Origin of the sequence: Mesorhizobium sp. WSM4307, assembly GCF_007003945.1 — a bacterium.
In the GTDB taxonomy this organism is placed as follows: domain Bacteria; phylum Pseudomonadota; class Alphaproteobacteria; order Rhizobiales; family Rhizobiaceae; genus Mesorhizobium.
This window is the reverse complement of record NZ_VFTB01000009.1, coordinates 312,416-328,643: the sequence shown is the minus strand read 5'-3', so window position 1 is coordinate 328,643 and position 16,228 is coordinate 312,416. Positions and strand designations below refer to the sequence as shown.

The window sequence follows — 16,228 nt, the reverse complement described above, 5'->3', positions numbered from 1 at the left end:
TTGACGGGCTATTTGGCGACCCAAAAATGAATTTCTGGCATAAACCCATGAAGAACGGCCCCCGAATCATCACCGTAGCCAACCAGAAGGGCGGGGTCGGCAAGACCACCACCGCCATCAATCTGGCCACCGCTCTGGCCGCGATCGGCGAAAAGGTGCTGATCGTCGACCTCGACCCGCAAGGCAATGCCAGCACCGGCCTCGGCATCGACCGCAAGGACCGCACGGTCTCGTCCTACGACGTGCTGACCGGCGAGCTGGAGCTGGAAGCCGCGGCCATTCCGACGGCCGTGCCCGGCCTGTCGATCGTGCCGTCGACGCTCGACCTGCTCGGCATCGAGATGGAGATCGCCTCGGCGCCCGACCGGGTGCTGCGGCTGCGCAACGCGTTGCGTGCCGCTTCAGCGCGGTCGGCCGGCTTCGGCTATGTGCTGATCGACTGCCCACCTTCGCTCAATCTGCTGACGCTCAATTCGATGGCGGCGGCCGATTCGGTGCTGGTGCCGCTGCAATGCGAGTTCTTCGCGCTCGAAGGCTTGAGCCAGTTGCTGGAAACCGTCGAGCAGGTGCGCCGGTCGATCAATCCGGACCTCACCATCCAGGGCATCGTGCTGACCATGTATGACGGCCGCAACAATCTCGCCAACCAGGTGGTGCAGGATGTCCGCCAGCATATGGGCGACAAGGTCTACGAAACCATCATCCCGCGCAATGTGCGGGTATCGGAGGCGCCATCCTACGGTAAGCCGGCGATCCTTTACGATTTGAAGTGCTCGGGCAGCCAGGCCTATCTGCAGCTGGCCTCGGAAGTGATCCGCCGCGAGCGCAAATTGCGCGCCGCTTGATTGGATCGGATCCAGAATTAGCAGCCGATTCGATACCGAAACGATCTCAAGACGATTATCCTAAATAGACCTGGAATAGACATGAGCGAAGACCTTTCGAGGAAAAGACTGGGCCGTGGCCTGGCGGCACTGATCGGCGAGATCGATCGTCCGGCGGCTCCGGAAAAGCCCGGCATGAGCGCCGACGGCAAGGTGCCGATCGAGTTTCTCAGCCCCAACCCGAAGAATCCGCGCCGGCACTTTGGCGACGCCGAACTGACCGATCTTGCCCAGTCGATCCGCGAACATGGCGTGGTGCAGCCGGTGGTGGCGCGGCCGTCGCCGACGCAGGCGGGCCGCTACGAGATCATCGCCGGCGAGCGGCGCTGGCGGGCGGCACAGCGTGCCGGGCTGACCGAGATCCCGGTCATCATCCGCGAGGTCAACGACCGCACCGCGCTCGAGCTGGCGATCATCGAGAACGTCCAGCGCACCGACCTCAATGCCGTCGAGGAAGCGCTGGGCTACCAGCAGCTGATCGACGAGCACGGCTACACCCAGGCCGATCTCGGCAATGTCATCGGCAAGAGCCGCAGCCATGTCGCCAACACGCTCCGGCTGCTGAAGCTGCCGGATGTCATCCGCGACATGCTGGTCGACGGCGCGCTGTCGGCCGGCCATGCCCGCACGCTGGTGACGGCGGAAGATCCGGCCGGCCTTGCCAAGCGCATCGTCGAGGAAGGGCTTTCCGTGCGCCAGGCCGAAGCGCTGGCGCAGATGCCGACCGGCCCCACGCCGGCCAAGCCGAAGCAGCCGCAAGCCGCGCCGGAAAAGGATACCGACACGTTGGCCCTGGAAAAGCTGATGACCGATACGCTCGGCATGATCGTGGCCATCGATCACAAGGGCAAGGGCGGCGAGCTACGGGTGTCCTACCGCTCGCTGGAGCAACTGGACGAGCTGTGCCGGAGATTGAAGCAGGAGCGGTAGTTAGCCGGCGAATGACATCAAGCGGAAGCTTGATTTAACGCAGAAAAGGGGGGCTGGCTGTTGGGTCAGCCCTTTCGTTTTGCCAGGGTTGGCGACACGAGCTGATGGGGGGGCGATGCTGGCGGCGGCGGTGGGCGATTGGCCGATCTCCCCCTTGTGGGGGAGATGGCTGGCAAGCCAGAGGGGGGCGCTGGCCCGCCGACATCTCAATGGATAGTGATGCAGCTTCAGGTAAGTCTCTCGGCCAGTCGAAGCTGGCCGAGGCAGCGCTCTACGGCGCCCCCCTCTGCCCTACCGGGCATCTCCCCCTCGAGGGGGGAGATTGCAGCGTTGCCGATTTCGCCAATCGCCAGCCCTCGTGCCCGCGGCTTGACAGTGCCGGGCAACGGCGCAATTAATATTAGATATGGCTTAAATTAATTGCCCTAGCGTGCCGGTCGCGGCGAGGGCTGTTTGCCATTCCAGCAATAGTCGTGAAATGGCATCGCCTCGCCAGAATGATATGCCGACGCGCCTGACGCATGGGAGGTGCAAATGGCAGTCCGTTGGCAATTGTCCGGAAGTTACTTCGAAAATTGCAGCTGCGATGTCGTGTGTCCTTGCCTGCTGTCCACCAAGGCGCAGCTGACATCGAGGCCGACGAAAGGCGTTTGCGACGTCGGCCTGGTCTTTCACATCGATACGGGCAATTACGGCGACGTTCGATTGGACGGGCTCAGTGTCGCATTGGTCGCTCACACGCCGGGTCCGATGGCAGACGGCAATTGGACGGCCGCCGCCTATATCGACGAACGGGCCGATGACGGGCAGACAGAGGCGCTGGGGGCCATCTTCACTGGCGCCGCGGGTGGCCCGATGGCGGTGTTGGCACCCTTGATCGGCACGAACCTCGGCGCCAAGAAGGTGCCGATAGACTACCGGATAGACGGCAAGAAGCGGTCGGCGGCGATTGCCGGCGTCATGCAGATGGCGGTCGAACCGCTGCCGACGATGCGCGAGGACGGGCAGATGTGGGCGGCCACCGGCCATCCCGTCAATCCCGACTGGCTCGGCATGGCGATGGGGGCGCAAGGCAGCACGTTCAGCGACCATGGCATGAGCTGGGACAATTCCGGCCAAAACGGACATTACGCCCCGATCAATTGGTCCGGCCAGTAGCCGTTGGCGCCGCCGACCTTCCAACCGCTGGGCGCCATGACAATGGATTGACTTATGGGCAGCGCCCGGCGCCGAAAAGGCGAAGATCGACTCTTTGTTTTGACGCAATTGCCAAGGGAAGGTGCTACGCGCTTCCCCGGGAAAACCGCTCACACTCTTCCTGGAATTGCTCTAACGCTGCCCCAGCCTGGCGCTTTCCACCGCAATGCCGAGCAGCGCCTGGCGCGCCAGTGCCTCGGACAGATCGGGCCGTTTGCGGGTCTGCAGCACCGCGGTCTGCAACCGGGTCAGTGCGCGGCTCAGCGCATCGCTGCTCCAGCGCTCCAGCGCCTTCTCCACCAGCTTGCGCCGCGAAAAGAAAACCGGCGGGCGCGCGCCTGCGACGACCGATGCGGCATTGCGTCCGCCAGAGTCCATCTGGCCGCGCATGATTTGAATCTGCTGGAACTGGCGCATCGCCGAGGACAGCACGAGGAAGGGCGGGCCGCCCGACTGGCAGTGGCGGGTGAAGGCGGTGTCGAAGTCGCCGATCTTGCCTTCGAGCAGCGCGTCGACGGCGTCGTCGAACGAGGCGCCTGACACGTCGCCCGACATCGCCCTGATATCCTCCAGGCCGATCTCCTTCTGGCCGTGGGCGTAGAGGATGAGCTTTTCGATCTCGCCGCGCGAAGCGAGCCTGTCGCCGCCGAGATTGCGGCGCAGCGCCTGTCTCGCCTCCAGCGTCATCGACATGCCGGCCTTGCGCAATTCATCGTCGATGACCGTGTCGATGTCGCGCGCCTCATCGGCGTAGCAAGGCAGCGCCATGGCGTTGTCCGCAGCTTCGACCACGGCGCGCAGGCCGACGCCCTTCTTGAGATCGCCGGCCTCGATGAGGATGATGGCATCGCGCGCGGGTTCCGCCGTCAGCGCCTTGACGTCCTCGGCCAGCGCCTTCTGGCCGGTGGCATTGCGCACCCAGAGCAGGCGGCGGTCGGAGAACATCGGCACGGTGCGGGCCTCGTCGAGCAGCCGGCCCTCATCGCGGTCGACCTCCGAACCCTCGAGCCGGACCACGGAAAAGGGATCGTCGAGCGGCAGGCCGGTCTTTTCGGCAAAGGCCTTTGCACGCTCGGAGACGAGGCCGCGATCGGGGCCGTAGAGCAGAACGATGGACATGCGCGCGTCAGGCCGCGCGAGCCAGGAATCGACCTCGAAAGCTTTCTTCTGTGCCATGGGGGGTGGTTAGCATGGCACGAGGGCGAGGTGAACGACTTCGATAGACGGGAGGGGAGAAACGCGGATTTGGAGGCAAAGATCGACCCCACTCCGTCTCGGCTTCGCCGAACCACCTCTCCCCCGATCGACGGGGGAGAGGAAAAGCGCGAGTTCGGCAAGCTTGGCGCCCACCAAACCGCTTGGCGCGGCGGCGGACACGTAGGGAGAGAACTGTTACCCATGTATCCGGTTCAAACTGTTGCCCACCGACAGGACAAGGCGCGGTTTCGTCGAGCTCGACGCCCTTCCTCTCCCTCCGGAGGGGGGAGAGGTGGCGCTGCGAAGCAGCGACGGAGTGGGGGAAGGCGGTCCTCAAATGCGCCGCCGCTGACAACTCATCACAGGGCCTCGATAAGGGCGGAGGGCATTGTCCGGCTTGAGTAACGACGGGCGAGTCAGGTCGACCCCCACTCCGTCGAGCTTCGCTCGACACCTCTCCCCCGATCGACAGGGGAGAGGAAAGGCGCGGCGCCAATCGCCTTATCTGACGACAAGCCCGGCCCAAGCTTACGCCAAATTGCGCGCCGCCGTGAAACATCGACAAGAAATTTCGCGGACATATCTTCATCTTGGCGCAGGGAGGCTGGATCGGCCGGCGCGGCCGGTCCGACGACCTTCGGCGAATTCGCACTGGACGCGCGGATGTGCAAATATCGGCGCCAGGCAACATTGGAGGACGAAGGTCATGGCCGATGCTGGGATGTTGCGTTTCCACGTTCCGGAGCCGGAAGTGCGGCCGGGCGGCACGCCTGATTTCTCCAACGTGACCATCGCAGCCGCCGGCTCGGTGCCGCGCCCCGACATCGATGTCGATCCGCGCACCATCCGCGACATGGCCTTCTCCATCATCCGCGTGCTGAACCGCGATGGCAAAGCCGTCGGCCCGTGGGCCGGGCTGCTCTCCAATGAGGAGCTGCTGGAAGGCCTGCGCCACATGATGACGCTCAGGACCTTCGACGCGCGCATGCAGATGGCGCAGCGCCAGGGCAAGACCTCCTTCTACATGCAGCATCTGGGCGAGGAGGCGGTGAGCTGCGCCTTCCGCAAGGCACTCGCGCCGGGCGACATGAATTTTCCGACCTATCGGCAGGCCGGCCTGCTCATCGCCGACGGCTATCCGATGGTCACGATGATGAACCAGATCTATTCCAACGAGGCCGACCCGCTGAAGGGCCGGCAGCTGCCGATCATGTATTCGTCCAAGGAGCACGGCTTCTTCTCCATCTCCGGCAATCTGGCGACGCAGTATATCCAGGCGGTCGGCTGGGCGATGGCCTCGGCGATTTCGAACGATTCGAAGATCGCGGCGGGCTGGATCGGCGACGGCTCGACGGCGGAATCCGATTTCCATTCCGCCCTGGTGTTCGCCTCCACCTACAAGGCGCCGGTCGTGCTCAATGTCGTCAACAACCAGTGGGCGATCTCGACCTTTCAAGGCATAGCGCGCGGCGGCTCCGGCACCTTCGCGGCGCGCGGTCTCGGCTTCGGCATCCCGTCGCTTCGGGTCGACGGCAACGACTATCTCGCCGTCCATGCGGTGGCCAAATGGGCGGCCGAGCGCGCGCGCAAGAACCTTGGACCGACGCTGGTCGAATATGTCACCTACCGCGCCGGCGCCCATTCGAGCTCGGACGATCCCTCGGCCTACCGGCCGAAGACCGAATCCGACGCCTGGCCGCTCGGCGATCCGATCGTGCGGCTGAAGAACCATCTGATCGGGCTCGGCGTCTGGTCGGACGAGCGGCACGCGCAGGCCGAGGCGGAAATCCTCGACACGGTGATCGCGGCGCAGAAGGAGGCGGAAAGCCACGGCACGCTGCATGCCGGCGGCAAGCCGTCGACGCGCGACATGTTCGAGGGGCTCTACGCCGAGATGCCGCCGCATCTCAGGCGCCAGCGCCAGCAGGCGGGAGTCTGAGCCATGCCAAGACGGACCATGATCGAGGCCATTCGCGACGCCATGGACGTGTCGATGGAGCGCGACGAACGCGTCGTCGTGTACGGCGAGGATGTCGGCTTCTTCGGCGGTGTCTTCCGCTGCACGCAAGGCCTGCAGGCCAAATACGGCAAGAGCCGCTGCTTCGACGCGCCGATCAACGAATCCGGCATTGTCGGCTCGGCCATCGGCATGGCCGCCTACGGGCTGAAGCCCTGCGTGGAAATTCAGTTTGCCGACTACATGTATCCGGCCTACGACCAGCTGACCCAGGAAGCGGCACGGTTGCGCTACCGCTCGAACGGCGATTTCACCTGCCCGATCGTGGTCCGCATGCCGACCGGCGGCGGCATTTTTGGCGGCCAGACGCACAGCCAGTCCCCGGAAGCGCTGTTCACGCACGTCTCCGGCTTGAAGACGGTGGTGCCGTCCAACCCGCATGATGCCAAGGGGCTGCTGATCGCGGCGATCGAGGATCCCGATCCGGTCATCTTCCTCGAGCCGAAGCGGCTCTACAACGGCCCCTTCGACGGCCATCACGACCGGCCGGTGACGCCCTGGTCGAAGCATGAGCTCGGCGAGGTCGCCGACGGGCACTACACCGTGCCGCTCGGCAAGGCGGCGATCCGCAGGGCCGGCTCGGCGGTCACCGTGCTCGCCTACGGCACCATGGTCTATGTGGCGCAGGCCGCCGTCGCGGAGACCGGCATCGATGCCGAGATCATCGACCTGAGGACGCTCTTGCCGCTCGACCTCGACGCCATCGTCGCTTCGGTCAAGAAGACCGGGCGCTGCGTCATCGTGCACGAGGCGACGCTGACCTCCGGCTTCGGCGCCGAACTGTCGGCGCTGGTTCAAGAGAGCTGCTTCTACCATCTGGAGGCGCCGGTGGCGCGGGTCGCCGGCTGGGACACGCCCTATCCGCACGCGCAGGAATGGGACTATTTCCCTGGTCCCGCCAGGGTCGGCCGCGCGCTCATCGAAACCATGGAGGCCTGACATGGGCGAGCACATCATCAAGCTGCCCGATGTCGGCGAAGGCGTCGCCGAGGCCGAACTCGTCGAATGGCACGTCAAGGTCGGCGACATGGTGCGCGAGGACACCGTGCTCGCCGCCGTCATGACCGACAAGGCGACGGTCGAGATCCCGTCGCCCGTCGATGGCGAGATCCTGTGGCTGGGCGCCGAGATCGGCGACACCGTGGCGATCGGCTCCCCTATTGTGCGGCTGAAGGTGGCGGGCGAGGGTAATGCAAAGCCGCAGGGCGATGCCAAGGCCGAGGCGGTGGCCGCCGAGCCGCCGGCGAAGCTTCCAACGCCGAAGCCGGAGACCGCCGCGCCGATCGCGAAGGCCTCGCCAAAGGCCGACGCCCCGGAGGCGAGACCTGCTCCGGCCGTTGCGAAAAACACCGGGCAGAGGTCCGTCTCCGGCGCGCCGCGCCCGGAGGGTGAAAAGCCTTTGGCATCGCCGGCGGTGCGGCTGCGCGCGAAGGAGGCGGGCATCGATCTCAGGCAGGTCGCGGGAAGCGGCCCGGCCGGCCGCATCGGCCATGACGACATCGAGGCGTTCCTGGCGCGCGGGCCGCAGGTCGCCAAGGCATCGGGCCTGGCGCGCAACGATTCGGTCGAGGATATCAAGGTGGTGGGCTTGCGGCGCAAGATCGCCGAGAAGATGACGCTGTCCAAGTCGCGCATCCCGCACATCACCTATGTCGAGGAGATCGACGTCACGGCGCTCGAGGACTTGCGCGCCGCGCTCAACAAGGAAAAGCGCGCGGCCAAGGGTGCTGGAGAGAGGCCGAAGCTGACGCTGCTGCCGTTCCTGATGCGGGCGATGGTCAAGGCGATCGCGGACCAGCCCCAGCTGAATTCGCTGTTCGACGACGAGGCCGGCATCATCCACCAGCATGGCGGCGTCCATATCGGCATCGCCGCACAGACGCCGTCCGGGCTGGTGGTGCCTGTCGTCAAGCATGCCGAGGCGCGCGACATCTGGGATTGCGGCGTCGAGGTCAACAGGCTGGCCGAGGCGGCCAAGTCCGGCACGGCGACGCGCGACGAGCTGTCCGGCTCGACCATCACCATCACTTCGCTCGGCGCCATGGGCGGCATCGCGACGACGCCGGTCATCAACCATCCGGAAGTGGCCATCATCGGCGTCAACAAGATGATGGTGCGGCCGATGTGGGACGGCACGCAGTTCATCCCGCGCAAGATGATGAACCTGTCGTCCAGCTTCGACCACCGGGTGATCGACGGCTGGGATGCCGCGGTGTTCGTGCAGCGCATCAAGGCGCTGCTGGAAACGCCGGCCCTGATCTTTGTGGATTGAGGGGCGGGACAATTGAGATGCCGCGGGACAGCGCCAATCTCCCCCCTCGTGGGGGAGATGTCCGGCAGGACAGAGGGGGGCGCGAAGGATCTCGACAGACTGTTATTTCCGATCCAGCGCGACAACCAGTTAGGATGCGATGATGAAAGAAATCTCCTGCAAGCTGCTGGTCATCGGCGCCGGTCCGGGCGGTTATGTCTGCGCCATCCGTGCCGGCCAGCTCGGCGTCGATACGGTCATCGTCGAGGTTGGCAAGCCCGGCGGCACCTGCCTCAATGTCGGCTGCATTCCGTCCAAGGCGCTGATCCATGCGGCGGAGGAGTTCGACAAGGTCTCGCACATGGCCGGCGGCAAGAGCCCGCTCGGCATTTCGGTATCGGCGCCCGTGCTCGATCTTGGCAAAACCGTTGCCTGGAAGGACGGCATCGTCAGCCGGCTCAACAGCGGCGTCGCCGGCCTGCTGAAGAAGGCCGGGGTGAAGACCGTGCATGGCTGGGCGACGTTCCGCGACGGCAAGACCGTCGAGGTCGAGACCGAGACGGGAAGCCAGGTGATCCGGGCGGAGACGATCGTCATCGCCACCGGCTCGGCGCCGGTCGAGCTGCCGTTCCTTCCCTTTGGCGGGCCCGTGATATCGTCGACGGACGCGCTGGCGTTGAGTGCGGTGCCGAAGAAGCTTGCGGTGGTCGGCGGCGGCTATATCGGGCTGGAGCTTGGCATGGCCTTCGCAAAGCTGGGTGCCGACGTGACCGTGGTCGAGGCCTTGCCGCGCGTGCTGGCGCAATATGACGCCGAGCTGACCCGGCCTGTCGTGAAGCGGCTCGCGGCGCTCGGCATCGAAGTCATGGCCGGGGCCGAGGCCAAGGGGCTGTCGACCAAGGGCGATGCGCTGCTGGTCGAAACGGCGGACGGCAAGAATGCAAAAGTTTCCGCCGACAAGATCCTGGTGACGGTCGGCCGCAAGCCGGTGACCGAAGGCTGGGGCCTCGATCAGATCGACCTCGATAGGTCAGGCAAATTCATCAGGATCGACGATCAGTGCCGCACCTCGATGCGCGGCATCTTCGCCATCGGCGACGTCACCGGCGAGCCGATGCTGGCGCACCGGGCGATGGCGCAGGGCGAAATGGTCGCCGAGATCGTCGCCGGCCACAAGCGCAGCTGGGACAAGCGCGCGATCCCCGCGGTGTGCTTCACCGATCCGGAGCTGGTGACGGTCGGGCTGTCGGCCGAGGAAGCGAAGGCTCAGGGCGAGATCAAGGTCGGGCTGTTCCCGTTCGCCGCCAACGGACGGGCGATGACGAAGCTCGGCGAGGATGGTTTCGTCCGTGTCGTCGCCCGCGCCGACAACCATCTGGTGCTCGGCATCCAGGCGGTCGGGCAGGGCGTGTCGGAACTGTCGGCGGCGTTCGGCCTGGCGCTGGAGATGGGGGCTCGGCTGGAGGACATCGCCGGCACCATCCATGCGCATCCGACGCAAGGCGAGGGGTTCCAGGAAGCGGCGCTCAAGGCGCTCGGGCACGCGCTGCATATCTGAGGGGCGGTTCTTTCTTGTTCCTCTCCCTCCGGAGGGGGGAGAGGTGGCGCTGCGAAGCAGCGACGGAGTGGGGGAAGCCGGTCCTCAAACACGCTGCCGCTGGTAAGTCACCGCGCGGCTTCAGTCAGAACTAATCATCGGCCGGACTTGAAATCACAACGACCAAGCCGGGTCGACCCCCACTCCGTCGAGCTTCGCTCGACACCTCTCCCCTGATCGACGGGAGAGAGGAAAGGCGCGAACCTATCCAGGCTCCTCACCCCGCCAGCCGGCTCACCATCTCATGCTGGGCATAGGCCCGGCCGAAGCGGTTGGCCAGAAAAGCATCCAGCGCGATGTCTTCCTGCTTGACGAAGCCGGTCGCCGGCAGGCTGCCGTCGGCCAGCATGTCGAGCACGGCACAGATGCCGGACGCGGTGGTGATCTGGATGGCGCTGCGCAGCTGGGTGCCGACGCGCTGCGAATAGATCTTGTTGGCGTAGGTTTCCTGCAGCAGGCGGCCGTTGCGGCGACCGGAGACGGTGACGAAGACGATGACGACGTCCTGCAGCGTCGCCGGCAGCGCGCTTTCAAAAATGTCCTTCAGCACGTCGCGGCGGTGGCGCAGGCCGAGATCGTTGAGCAGCGCCTTCATGATGGCGGCGTGGCCGGGATAGCGGATGGTGCGGTAGTTCAGCGTGCGCACCTTGCCCTTCAGCGTCTCGGCCAAGGTGCCGAGCCCGCCCGACGTGTTGAACGCCTCGTAGGTGACGCCGTCGAGCGAGAATTCCTCGCGCTCTTCGAGCGGCGGCACTTCGATCAGCTCGCCCTCGACGATCGCCTCGCAGGGCTCGCAATATTCGTTGATGACGCCGTCGGTGCTCCAGGTCAGGTTGTAGTTCAGCGCATTGGACGGGTATTGCGGCAGCGCGCCGACGCGCATGCGCACGCTTTCCAGCGTGTCGAAGCGGCTGGCCAGATCATTGGCGACGATCGAGATGAAGCCCGGCGCCAGGCCGCATTGCGGGATGAAGGCGCTCTTGCCCGAACGCGCCAATTCCTTGACGCGGCGGGTCGAGACGACATCCTCGGTGAGGTCGAGATAATGCACGCCCGCACTTGCCGCAGCTTCGGCGATGCGCGTGGTGAGATGGAAGGGGGCGGCGCTCAGCACCGCGAACTTGCCGACGAGTGCTGCTTCCAGCGCGCCGGCCGCGGCGATATCGAGTTCGAGCGGCTCGACGCCGGCAGGGACTTCGGCCGCGGCGAGCTGCGCCGCCGAGCGGTCGACGAGGGTGACGCGGTAGTCGCCGGTCGCGGCGAGCATTCCGGCGATGGTCGAGCCGATCTTGCCGGCGCCGACGATAACGATGTTGTTCATGGTCCAATACCCCTGCCAGTTTTGATTACTTGGCGGGAATCATCGCAGCTTGCCTGTCGAAAGGAAGCGTGAAATCTGGCAGAATGAACCCTATCTTAAGCCGATCCGCCGAAGGAGATCGTCGATATGCTCAGTGAAGCCGAACAGGCGCTGCTTTCCCTGCTGCGTTCCAACGCACGCGCCTCGACCGCCGAACTGGCGCGGCGGCTCGGCGTGTCGCGCACCACGGTGCAGAGCCGGATCGAGCGGCTGGAACAGCGCGGCATCATATCAGGCTACGGCGTCAAGCTTTCACCGGATTATGAGCAGGGATTGGTGCGGGCGCATGTTCTGCTCACCGTGACGCCCAAGCTCGCCGACAAGGTGGTGCGCGCGCTGCAGGCGCTGCCGCCGGTCAGGACGCTGCATTCGGTGAGCGGCAATTTCGACATGATCGTCATAGTCGACGCGCCGTCGATCCGCGACCTCGACGCGCTGCTCGACCAGATCGGCGCCATGGACGGTGTCGAGCGGACCTCGTCATCGATTATTTTGTCAACACGGATTGACCGATGAGTGGGCCTCTCAAGGCTTGGGTTCCTCGCCCCCGCCAGAGGCGCTACGGCACACATTTCCAAGCGGCTGGTCTTTGGCGATAGCGTGCAGGGCAGCTTGGCGCATGCATTGTCTTATGCTGCGCTGGTCGCCCCCACTCCGTCTCGGCTTCGCCGAGCCACTGCCGGGGCGAGCCACGGGTCTCGCCCGTCCTTCGGACCCCCCGATCGACGGGGTAGAGGAAAGGCGCCAAGCTTTTTGCCGTCAACGCTTGTCCAGCAAAGCTCCCCTCCTTTCCCTCCGGAGGGGGGAAAGGTGGCGCTGCGAAGCAGCGACGGATTGGGGGAACCACGTGGCAATCAAGCCTCGGGCCGATCCGTCATGCCAGTCACAGAAGATGTGTGCGTGGCGTAGGCCATCTCTCCCCCCTTTACGAGGGCGAGGAACCCGAGCTGGTGTTGGCCGGCACCGGTCATTTGTCGGCTAATCCGTCGCCAGCGGAAAGCTCACCACCACGCTGAGGCCAGGCGCGCAATCCTCAAGCGCAATCGATGCGCCGTGCAGATCGGCGATGGCCCTGACGAGGCTCATCCCAAGGCCGCTGCCCGGCGTCGAGCGGCTGTGATCCAGCCGGTAGAGCCGCTGGAAGACCTTTTCGCGTTCGTCCGGGGGGATGCCGGGCCCATTGTCGGCGACTGCGGCCAGGACATGGTCGCCGTCGCGCGCCACCGACAGTCTGATGGTCGTGCCGGGCGGGCAATGGCGCAGCGCGTTCTCGACCAGATTGGCGAACATCTGCGTCAACAGTTCCGGATCGCCATGGATGCGGCCGGCGGCCCGATGCAGCTCGACCGACGACAGCGACTTGCCGTCATCCTCGGCCACCTCGGAGTAGATCTCGGCGATGGTTTGCAGGATCTCGCCGAGGCCAACATCGGTGAACCGCGCCTTGCGCGCGCCGGCCTCGATCTGCGCAATGCGCAGCAGCGCGTCGAACGTCTCGTTGATCTGCAGGCTCTCGGCATGCGCCTCGGCCAGTTCACTGGCGACTTTCTGGCCCGACAGGTTCTTTTCCGACGCGCTGTCGAGGATCATCTGCAGCCGGTTGAGCGGCGTCTTCAGATCGTGCGCGATGTTGGCGCTGACCTGCCTCATGCCTTCGACCAGCGCCGACAGGCGGTCGAGCGCCGCATTGACCTGGCTGGAGACGACATCGATATCGTCGCCGTTGCCGGTCAACGGAATGCGGGTATCCAGCCGGCCATGCGAGACATCGACCATGGTGGCGGCGATGCCGTCGAGGCGGCGCTGGACACGCGAGGCAAGCAGGGCGCCGCCGGCGACCGCCAGCCCGGTGACGATCAGGGTCGCCCAGCCGAAGCTCATCAGCATGATCGTCTCCAGTTCCTCCGTCTCGGACAGGCTGATGGCGACCGTCAGGGTGTTGTTGCCGACCGCGCCCGAATAGGCGCGGTACTGAGCACCCTGGGGCAGGCCGGGCATTTCGGCGCCGAACATCGAAAAGCCGTCGGGAAGTCCCGCTGCGGTGAAGTTGCCGGCCAGCCGGTTGCCGGCAGCGTCGGTCAGCGAAAACAGCTGCTCCTTCTTCGGGCTGCGCGTGGCGTGGCTCTCGACGGTCTCGACCAGTTCCTTGGGATCATTGTCGGCATGGCTTGCGGCGATGACGGCGTAGGTTTCCTTGATGGTGTCGTCGAGTTGCTCGGCCAGATCGGCGCTCATCATCTGGTAGACGATGGCGCCCGACAGGATGAAGGCCAGCATGAACAGGAAGGCGAAAGTGAGGGCGAGCCGGAACGGTGTGCTGCGCAGCAGGCGAGACCAGCTTCCGGTCATGGCGCTAGCGGCGCGTGCAGGCTGTAGCCGGTGTTGCGGATGGTGTGGATGAGCTGGGCCTCGAACGGCTTGTCGACCTTGGCCCGCAGCCGGCTGATATGGGTCTCGACAACACTGGTCTTGGGATCGAAATGAAAGTCCCAGACGCGCTCCAGAAGCATGGTGCGGGTGATCACGCGGCCCTCGCCGCGCATCAGCACCTCCAGCAGGCTGAATTCGCGCGGCTGCAGGTCGATCGGCTGGCCCTGGCGCGTGACGCGCCGCATGATGAGGTCCATCTCGAGGTCGCCGACCCGCAGCGTCGTCTTCTGCTCCTGCGCCGCCGGCCGGCGTCCGAGCGCATTGATGCGGGCAAGCAGCTCGGAAAAGGCGAAGGGCTTGACCAGATAGTCGTCGCCGCCGGCCTCCAGGCCCTCGACGCGGTCGTCGATGCCGCCGATGGAGGTGAGGAAGATCGCCGGCGTGCGCACGCCGGCCGCACGCACCGCCTTGATCATCGACAGGCCGTCCAGGCCTGGGATCATGCGGTCGGCGACGATCACGTCATAGTTGCCGCTGGTGGCGGCGAAAAGCGCGTCATGGCCGTTGCGCAGGAGGTCGCAGACATGCCCGGCCTCGGTTAGTCCCCTGACGATATAGTCCGCCGTCTTGTGGTCGTCCTCGACAAGAAGAAGTCGCATCGCTGTTCCGGTTGATCGCCGATATCGGGCACAGGCTATCACCGGCAAGACCCCGTTCCTAGGATGGCACGGACCGCCAAACGCCGAAGCCTAATCCTGTTCCAGCAGGATCTCGTCGGCATCGTCGGCGGTTTTCTTCAGCGTCATGTACAGAACCAGTGCTGCGATGCAGCCCAGAAAGATCAGGCTGGTGAAGGTGGTGCCGAAGCCGAGGCCGCCCTGTTCGGCCGGCTGCGACAAAAGATCGCCGAAGGAGGCGCCGAGCGGGCGCGTCAGTATATAGGCCAGCCAGAAGGCGAGGATAGCGTCGAGGTGGATGAGATAATAGGCAAGCGCGATCAGCGCGATGAGGCCGCCGAACACGAGGCCCGACGTGAGATAGCCCATGTCGAAACTCTCGGCGACGAGATCGCCGGCGGCGGTGCCGAGCGAGAAGGTGAGCAGGATCGCCAGCCAGTAGAAGATCTCGCGCCTCGTGGTGGAGATGGTGTGGATCGACAGCGTCCGCTCGCTTGCGTACCAGACCGCGAAGGTCGCCGCGAGCGCAACCGAGAAGGCGATCGTCGTCGTCTGCAGGCGCACGCCGAAACTGTCGACGAGGTTGTCCGTGATCAGCGTGCCGACGACGCTGATCAGCACCACCGCCAGCCAGTAGGCCCAAGGTATGTAGCGCTTCTGCGCGAAATGCAGGACAAGGGCGACGATCAGCACGCCGGTCATGATCAGCGAGGTGACGGCCAGCCCGAGCCCGAGATTGACGGCGAGATAATCGGCGGCCGTCTCGCCCATGGTGACCGCCATCAGTTTGATCAGCCAGAAGTCGAGCGTGACCTCCGGAACCCTGTTACGGTTCGGTCCGGTGGTTTTGTTGGGAGAGAGCATGGCCAAGTCCCGAAGTGGGACCGGATGGAAGCGATCCGGCATCTCCACGATAGGCAAGCGACTTCACTGCAGCCTGTCCCGGGGCATACAAATTCGTAAGGATGGCCGTGATTGGCGCAAAAGGCCTTTACGAAAGCCGCGTGCTGCGCTGATAGAAGCAGCGGCCTTGTATCCGCCATCAATGGCGCGCCCCAGTGGCTGAACCCGTAATCCGTGGCCCAGGAAGACACGAATGACCTACGCGTCCCTCAAGCCTGTTTCACAGGCCTTCGTGCAGCGAAAGCGGCTGATCTTCGTGCGCGTGGCGGCGGTGCTGGCGGTGCTGCTGCTGTTTCTCACCAAGCCGGCGCTCGCCGAGGGCTCGAACGGTCACGAAACGCTCGAATTCTTCGGCTTCTGCCTGGTGCTCGCCTGCGTTACCGGCAGGCTGTGGAGCATCCTCTATGTCGGCGGCAAGAAGAACGAGGAGCTGGTTTCGACGGGGCCGTTCTCGATGAGCCAGAACCCGCTCTATTTCTTTTCGACGGTGGGCGCAGTCGGCATCGGTCTGGCCTACGGTTCGCTGGTGGCGGCAGCCGCGCTTGGCGTGGCCAGCTTCCTCATCTTCCGCGTCACGGCGCGCAAGGAAGCCGAATATCTCCTGGGCAAGTTCGGCCAGGCCTATGCCGCCTATATCAAGACGACGCCGCGCTTCTGGCCGAACCCGCTGCTCTACCGCGACGACGACCAGTTGCAGTTCTCGACGCGCGCACTCAAGCGCACCTTCCATGACGGGCTCTATTTCCTCGCCATCTTCCCGGCCATCGAGCTGATCGAGTATTTGCGGCAGACGGGCCTGCTGTTCCCGGCCTTCGTCACGCTGTACTGATCGGCCATTGTCCGGC

14 protein-coding genes are annotated in these 16,228 nt (G+C 65.1%); 9 read left to right on the top strand and 5 right to left on the bottom strand.

Annotated elements, in window-relative coordinates; genetic code table 11:
- Nucleotides 1-47: 47 nt before the first annotated feature.
- From FJV83_RS23435 to FJV83_RS23425, 3 genes are all read left to right on the top strand, one after another.
- On the top strand, nucleotides 48-845 hold the full coding sequence (locus FJV83_RS23435; RefSeq protein ID WP_019862172.1) for a ParA family protein: 798 nt from the start codon (nucleotides 48-50) through the stop codon (nucleotides 843-845).
- A gap of 81 nt (nucleotides 846-926) precedes the next feature.
- Nucleotides 927-1,814: a ParB/RepB/Spo0J family partition protein gene (locus FJV83_RS23430; RefSeq protein WP_095775595.1), complete on the top strand. Its 888-nt coding sequence runs from the start codon at nucleotides 927-929 to the stop codon at nucleotides 1,812-1,814.
- 534 nt (nucleotides 1,815-2,348) lie between these two features.
- Nucleotides 2,349-2,972, top strand: a complete 624-nt coding sequence (locus FJV83_RS23425) for a DUF1326 domain-containing protein (protein WP_095789016.1) — start codon at nucleotides 2,349-2,351, stop codon at nucleotides 2,970-2,972.
- A 171-nt stretch (nucleotides 2,973-3,143) separates the two neighbouring features.
- On the opposite strand, the gene holA is transcribed toward FJV83_RS23425, so the two are convergent.
- A complete protein-coding gene (holA, locus tag FJV83_RS23420) occupies nucleotides 3,144-4,187 on the bottom strand; it encodes a DNA polymerase III subunit delta (protein WP_142887359.1) in 1,044 nt (347 codons plus the stop codon).
- Between the two features lie 727 nt (nucleotides 4,188-4,914).
- Here holA and FJV83_RS23415 point away from each other — a divergent pair.
- From FJV83_RS23415 to lpdA, 4 genes are all read left to right on the top strand, one after another.
- Nucleotides 4,915-6,147 (top strand): 3-methyl-2-oxobutanoate dehydrogenase (2-methylpropanoyl-transferring) subunit alpha, encoded by a 1,233-nt coding sequence (locus FJV83_RS23415; RefSeq protein ID WP_142877164.1) that lies wholly within the window; start codon nucleotides 4,915-4,917, stop codon nucleotides 6,145-6,147.
- A 3-nt stretch (nucleotides 6,148-6,150) separates the two neighbouring features.
- Nucleotides 6,151-7,164, top strand: coding sequence for an alpha-ketoacid dehydrogenase subunit beta (locus FJV83_RS23410; RefSeq protein WP_142887360.1), 1,014 nt, complete (start codon nucleotides 6,151-6,153; stop codon nucleotides 7,162-7,164).
- 1 nt (nucleotide 7,165) lies between these two features.
- The gene (locus FJV83_RS23405; RefSeq protein ID WP_142887361.1) at nucleotides 7,166-8,497 is read left to right on the top strand and encodes a dihydrolipoamide acetyltransferase family protein; all 1,332 of its coding nucleotides are present in this window, start codon (nucleotides 7,166-7,168) and stop codon (nucleotides 8,495-8,497) included.
- 142 nt (nucleotides 8,498-8,639) lie between these two features.
- Nucleotides 8,640-10,034 carry a dihydrolipoyl dehydrogenase gene (lpdA, locus tag FJV83_RS23400; protein ID WP_142887363.1) on the top strand — a complete coding sequence of 465 codons (1,395 nt, stop codon included), beginning with the start codon at nucleotides 8,640-8,642 and terminating at the stop codon, nucleotides 10,032-10,034.
- A gap of 256 nt (nucleotides 10,035-10,290) precedes the next feature.
- Here the strand turns inward: lpdA and FJV83_RS23390 are convergent, their stop codons facing one another.
- Nucleotides 10,291-11,394 carry a saccharopine dehydrogenase family protein gene (locus FJV83_RS23390; protein ID WP_142887362.1) on the bottom strand — a complete coding sequence of 368 codons (1,104 nt, stop codon included), beginning with the start codon at nucleotides 11,392-11,394 and terminating at the stop codon, nucleotides 10,291-10,293.
- 126 nt (nucleotides 11,395-11,520) lie between these two features.
- Here FJV83_RS23390 and FJV83_RS23385 point away from each other — a divergent pair, with 126 nt between their 5' ends.
- On the top strand, nucleotides 11,521-11,949 hold the full coding sequence (locus FJV83_RS23385; RefSeq protein WP_142877160.1) for an Lrp/AsnC family transcriptional regulator: 429 nt from the start codon (nucleotides 11,521-11,523) through the stop codon (nucleotides 11,947-11,949).
- Between the two features lie 462 nt (nucleotides 11,950-12,411).
- Here FJV83_RS23385 and FJV83_RS23380 read toward each other — a convergent pair whose 3' ends face one another.
- The 3 genes from FJV83_RS23380 to FJV83_RS23370 all read right to left on the bottom strand — a co-directional run bounded on the left by FJV83_RS23380 (nucleotide 12,412) and on the right by FJV83_RS23370 (nucleotide 15,344).
- On the bottom strand, nucleotides 12,412-13,782 hold the full coding sequence (locus FJV83_RS23380; RefSeq protein WP_142887278.1) for an ATP-binding protein: 1,371 nt from the start codon (nucleotides 13,780-13,782) through the stop codon (nucleotides 12,412-12,414).
- Entirely contained in the window at nucleotides 13,779-14,462 is a 684-nt protein-coding gene (locus FJV83_RS23375) for a winged helix-turn-helix domain-containing protein (protein ID WP_095775587.1), read from the bottom strand. The genes FJV83_RS23380 and FJV83_RS23375 overlap by 4 nt, the downstream gene beginning before the upstream one ends.
- 90 nt (nucleotides 14,463-14,552) lie before the next feature.
- Nucleotides 14,553-15,344, bottom strand: coding sequence for a hypothetical protein (locus FJV83_RS23370; protein ID WP_142887279.1), 792 nt, complete (start codon nucleotides 15,342-15,344; stop codon nucleotides 14,553-14,555).
- A 232-nt stretch (nucleotides 15,345-15,576) separates the two neighbouring features.
- Here FJV83_RS23370 and FJV83_RS23365 point away from each other — a divergent pair, with 232 nt between their 5' ends.
- The gene (locus FJV83_RS23365; RefSeq protein WP_142887280.1) at nucleotides 15,577-16,212 is read left to right on the top strand and encodes an isoprenylcysteine carboxylmethyltransferase family protein; all 636 of its coding nucleotides are present in this window, start codon (nucleotides 15,577-15,579) and stop codon (nucleotides 16,210-16,212) included.
- Nucleotides 16,213-16,228 lie beyond the last annotated feature (16 nt).

What these genes read in the sequence shown, in the direction of transcription:
- FJV83_RS23435 (WP_019862172.1), top strand. Translation starts at nt 48, where the DNA reads ATGAAGAACGGCCCCCGAATCATCACCGTAGCCAACCAGAAGGGCGGG.
- FJV83_RS23430 (WP_095775595.1), top strand. Translation starts at nt 927, where the DNA reads ATGAGCGAAGACCTTTCGAGGAAAAGACTGGGCCGTGGCCTGGCGGCA.
- FJV83_RS23425 (WP_095789016.1), top strand. Translation starts at nt 2,349, where the DNA reads ATGGCAGTCCGTTGGCAATTGTCCGGAAGTTACTTCGAAAATTGCAGC.
- holA (WP_142887359.1), bottom strand. Translation starts at nt 4,187, where the DNA reads ATGGCACAGAAGAAAGCTTTCGAGGTCGATTCCTGGCTCGCGCGGCCT.
- FJV83_RS23415 (WP_142877164.1), top strand. Translation starts at nt 4,915, where the DNA reads ATGGCCGATGCTGGGATGTTGCGTTTCCACGTTCCGGAGCCGGAAGTG.
- FJV83_RS23410 (WP_142887360.1), top strand. Translation starts at nt 6,151, where the DNA reads ATGCCAAGACGGACCATGATCGAGGCCATTCGCGACGCCATGGACGTG.
- FJV83_RS23405 (WP_142887361.1), top strand. Translation starts at nt 7,166, where the DNA reads ATGGGCGAGCACATCATCAAGCTGCCCGATGTCGGCGAAGGCGTCGCC.
- lpdA (WP_142887363.1), top strand. Translation starts at nt 8,640, where the DNA reads ATGAAAGAAATCTCCTGCAAGCTGCTGGTCATCGGCGCCGGTCCGGGC.
- FJV83_RS23390 (WP_142887362.1), bottom strand. Translation starts at nt 11,394, where the DNA reads ATGAACAACATCGTTATCGTCGGCGCCGGCAAGATCGGCTCGACCATC.
- FJV83_RS23385 (WP_142877160.1), top strand. Translation starts at nt 11,521, where the DNA reads ATGCTCAGTGAAGCCGAACAGGCGCTGCTTTCCCTGCTGCGTTCCAAC.
- FJV83_RS23380 (WP_142887278.1), bottom strand. Translation starts at nt 13,782, where the DNA reads ATGACCGGAAGCTGGTCTCGCCTGCTGCGCAGCACACCGTTCCGGCTC.
- FJV83_RS23375 (WP_095775587.1), bottom strand. Translation starts at nt 14,462, where the DNA reads ATGCGACTTCTTCTTGTCGAGGACGACCACAAGACGGCGGACTATATC.
- FJV83_RS23370 (WP_142887279.1), bottom strand. Translation starts at nt 15,344, where the DNA reads ATGCTCTCTCCCAACAAAACCACCGGACCGAACCGTAACAGGGTTCCG.
- FJV83_RS23365 (WP_142887280.1), top strand. Translation starts at nt 15,577, where the DNA reads ATGACCTACGCGTCCCTCAAGCCTGTTTCACAGGCCTTCGTGCAGCGA.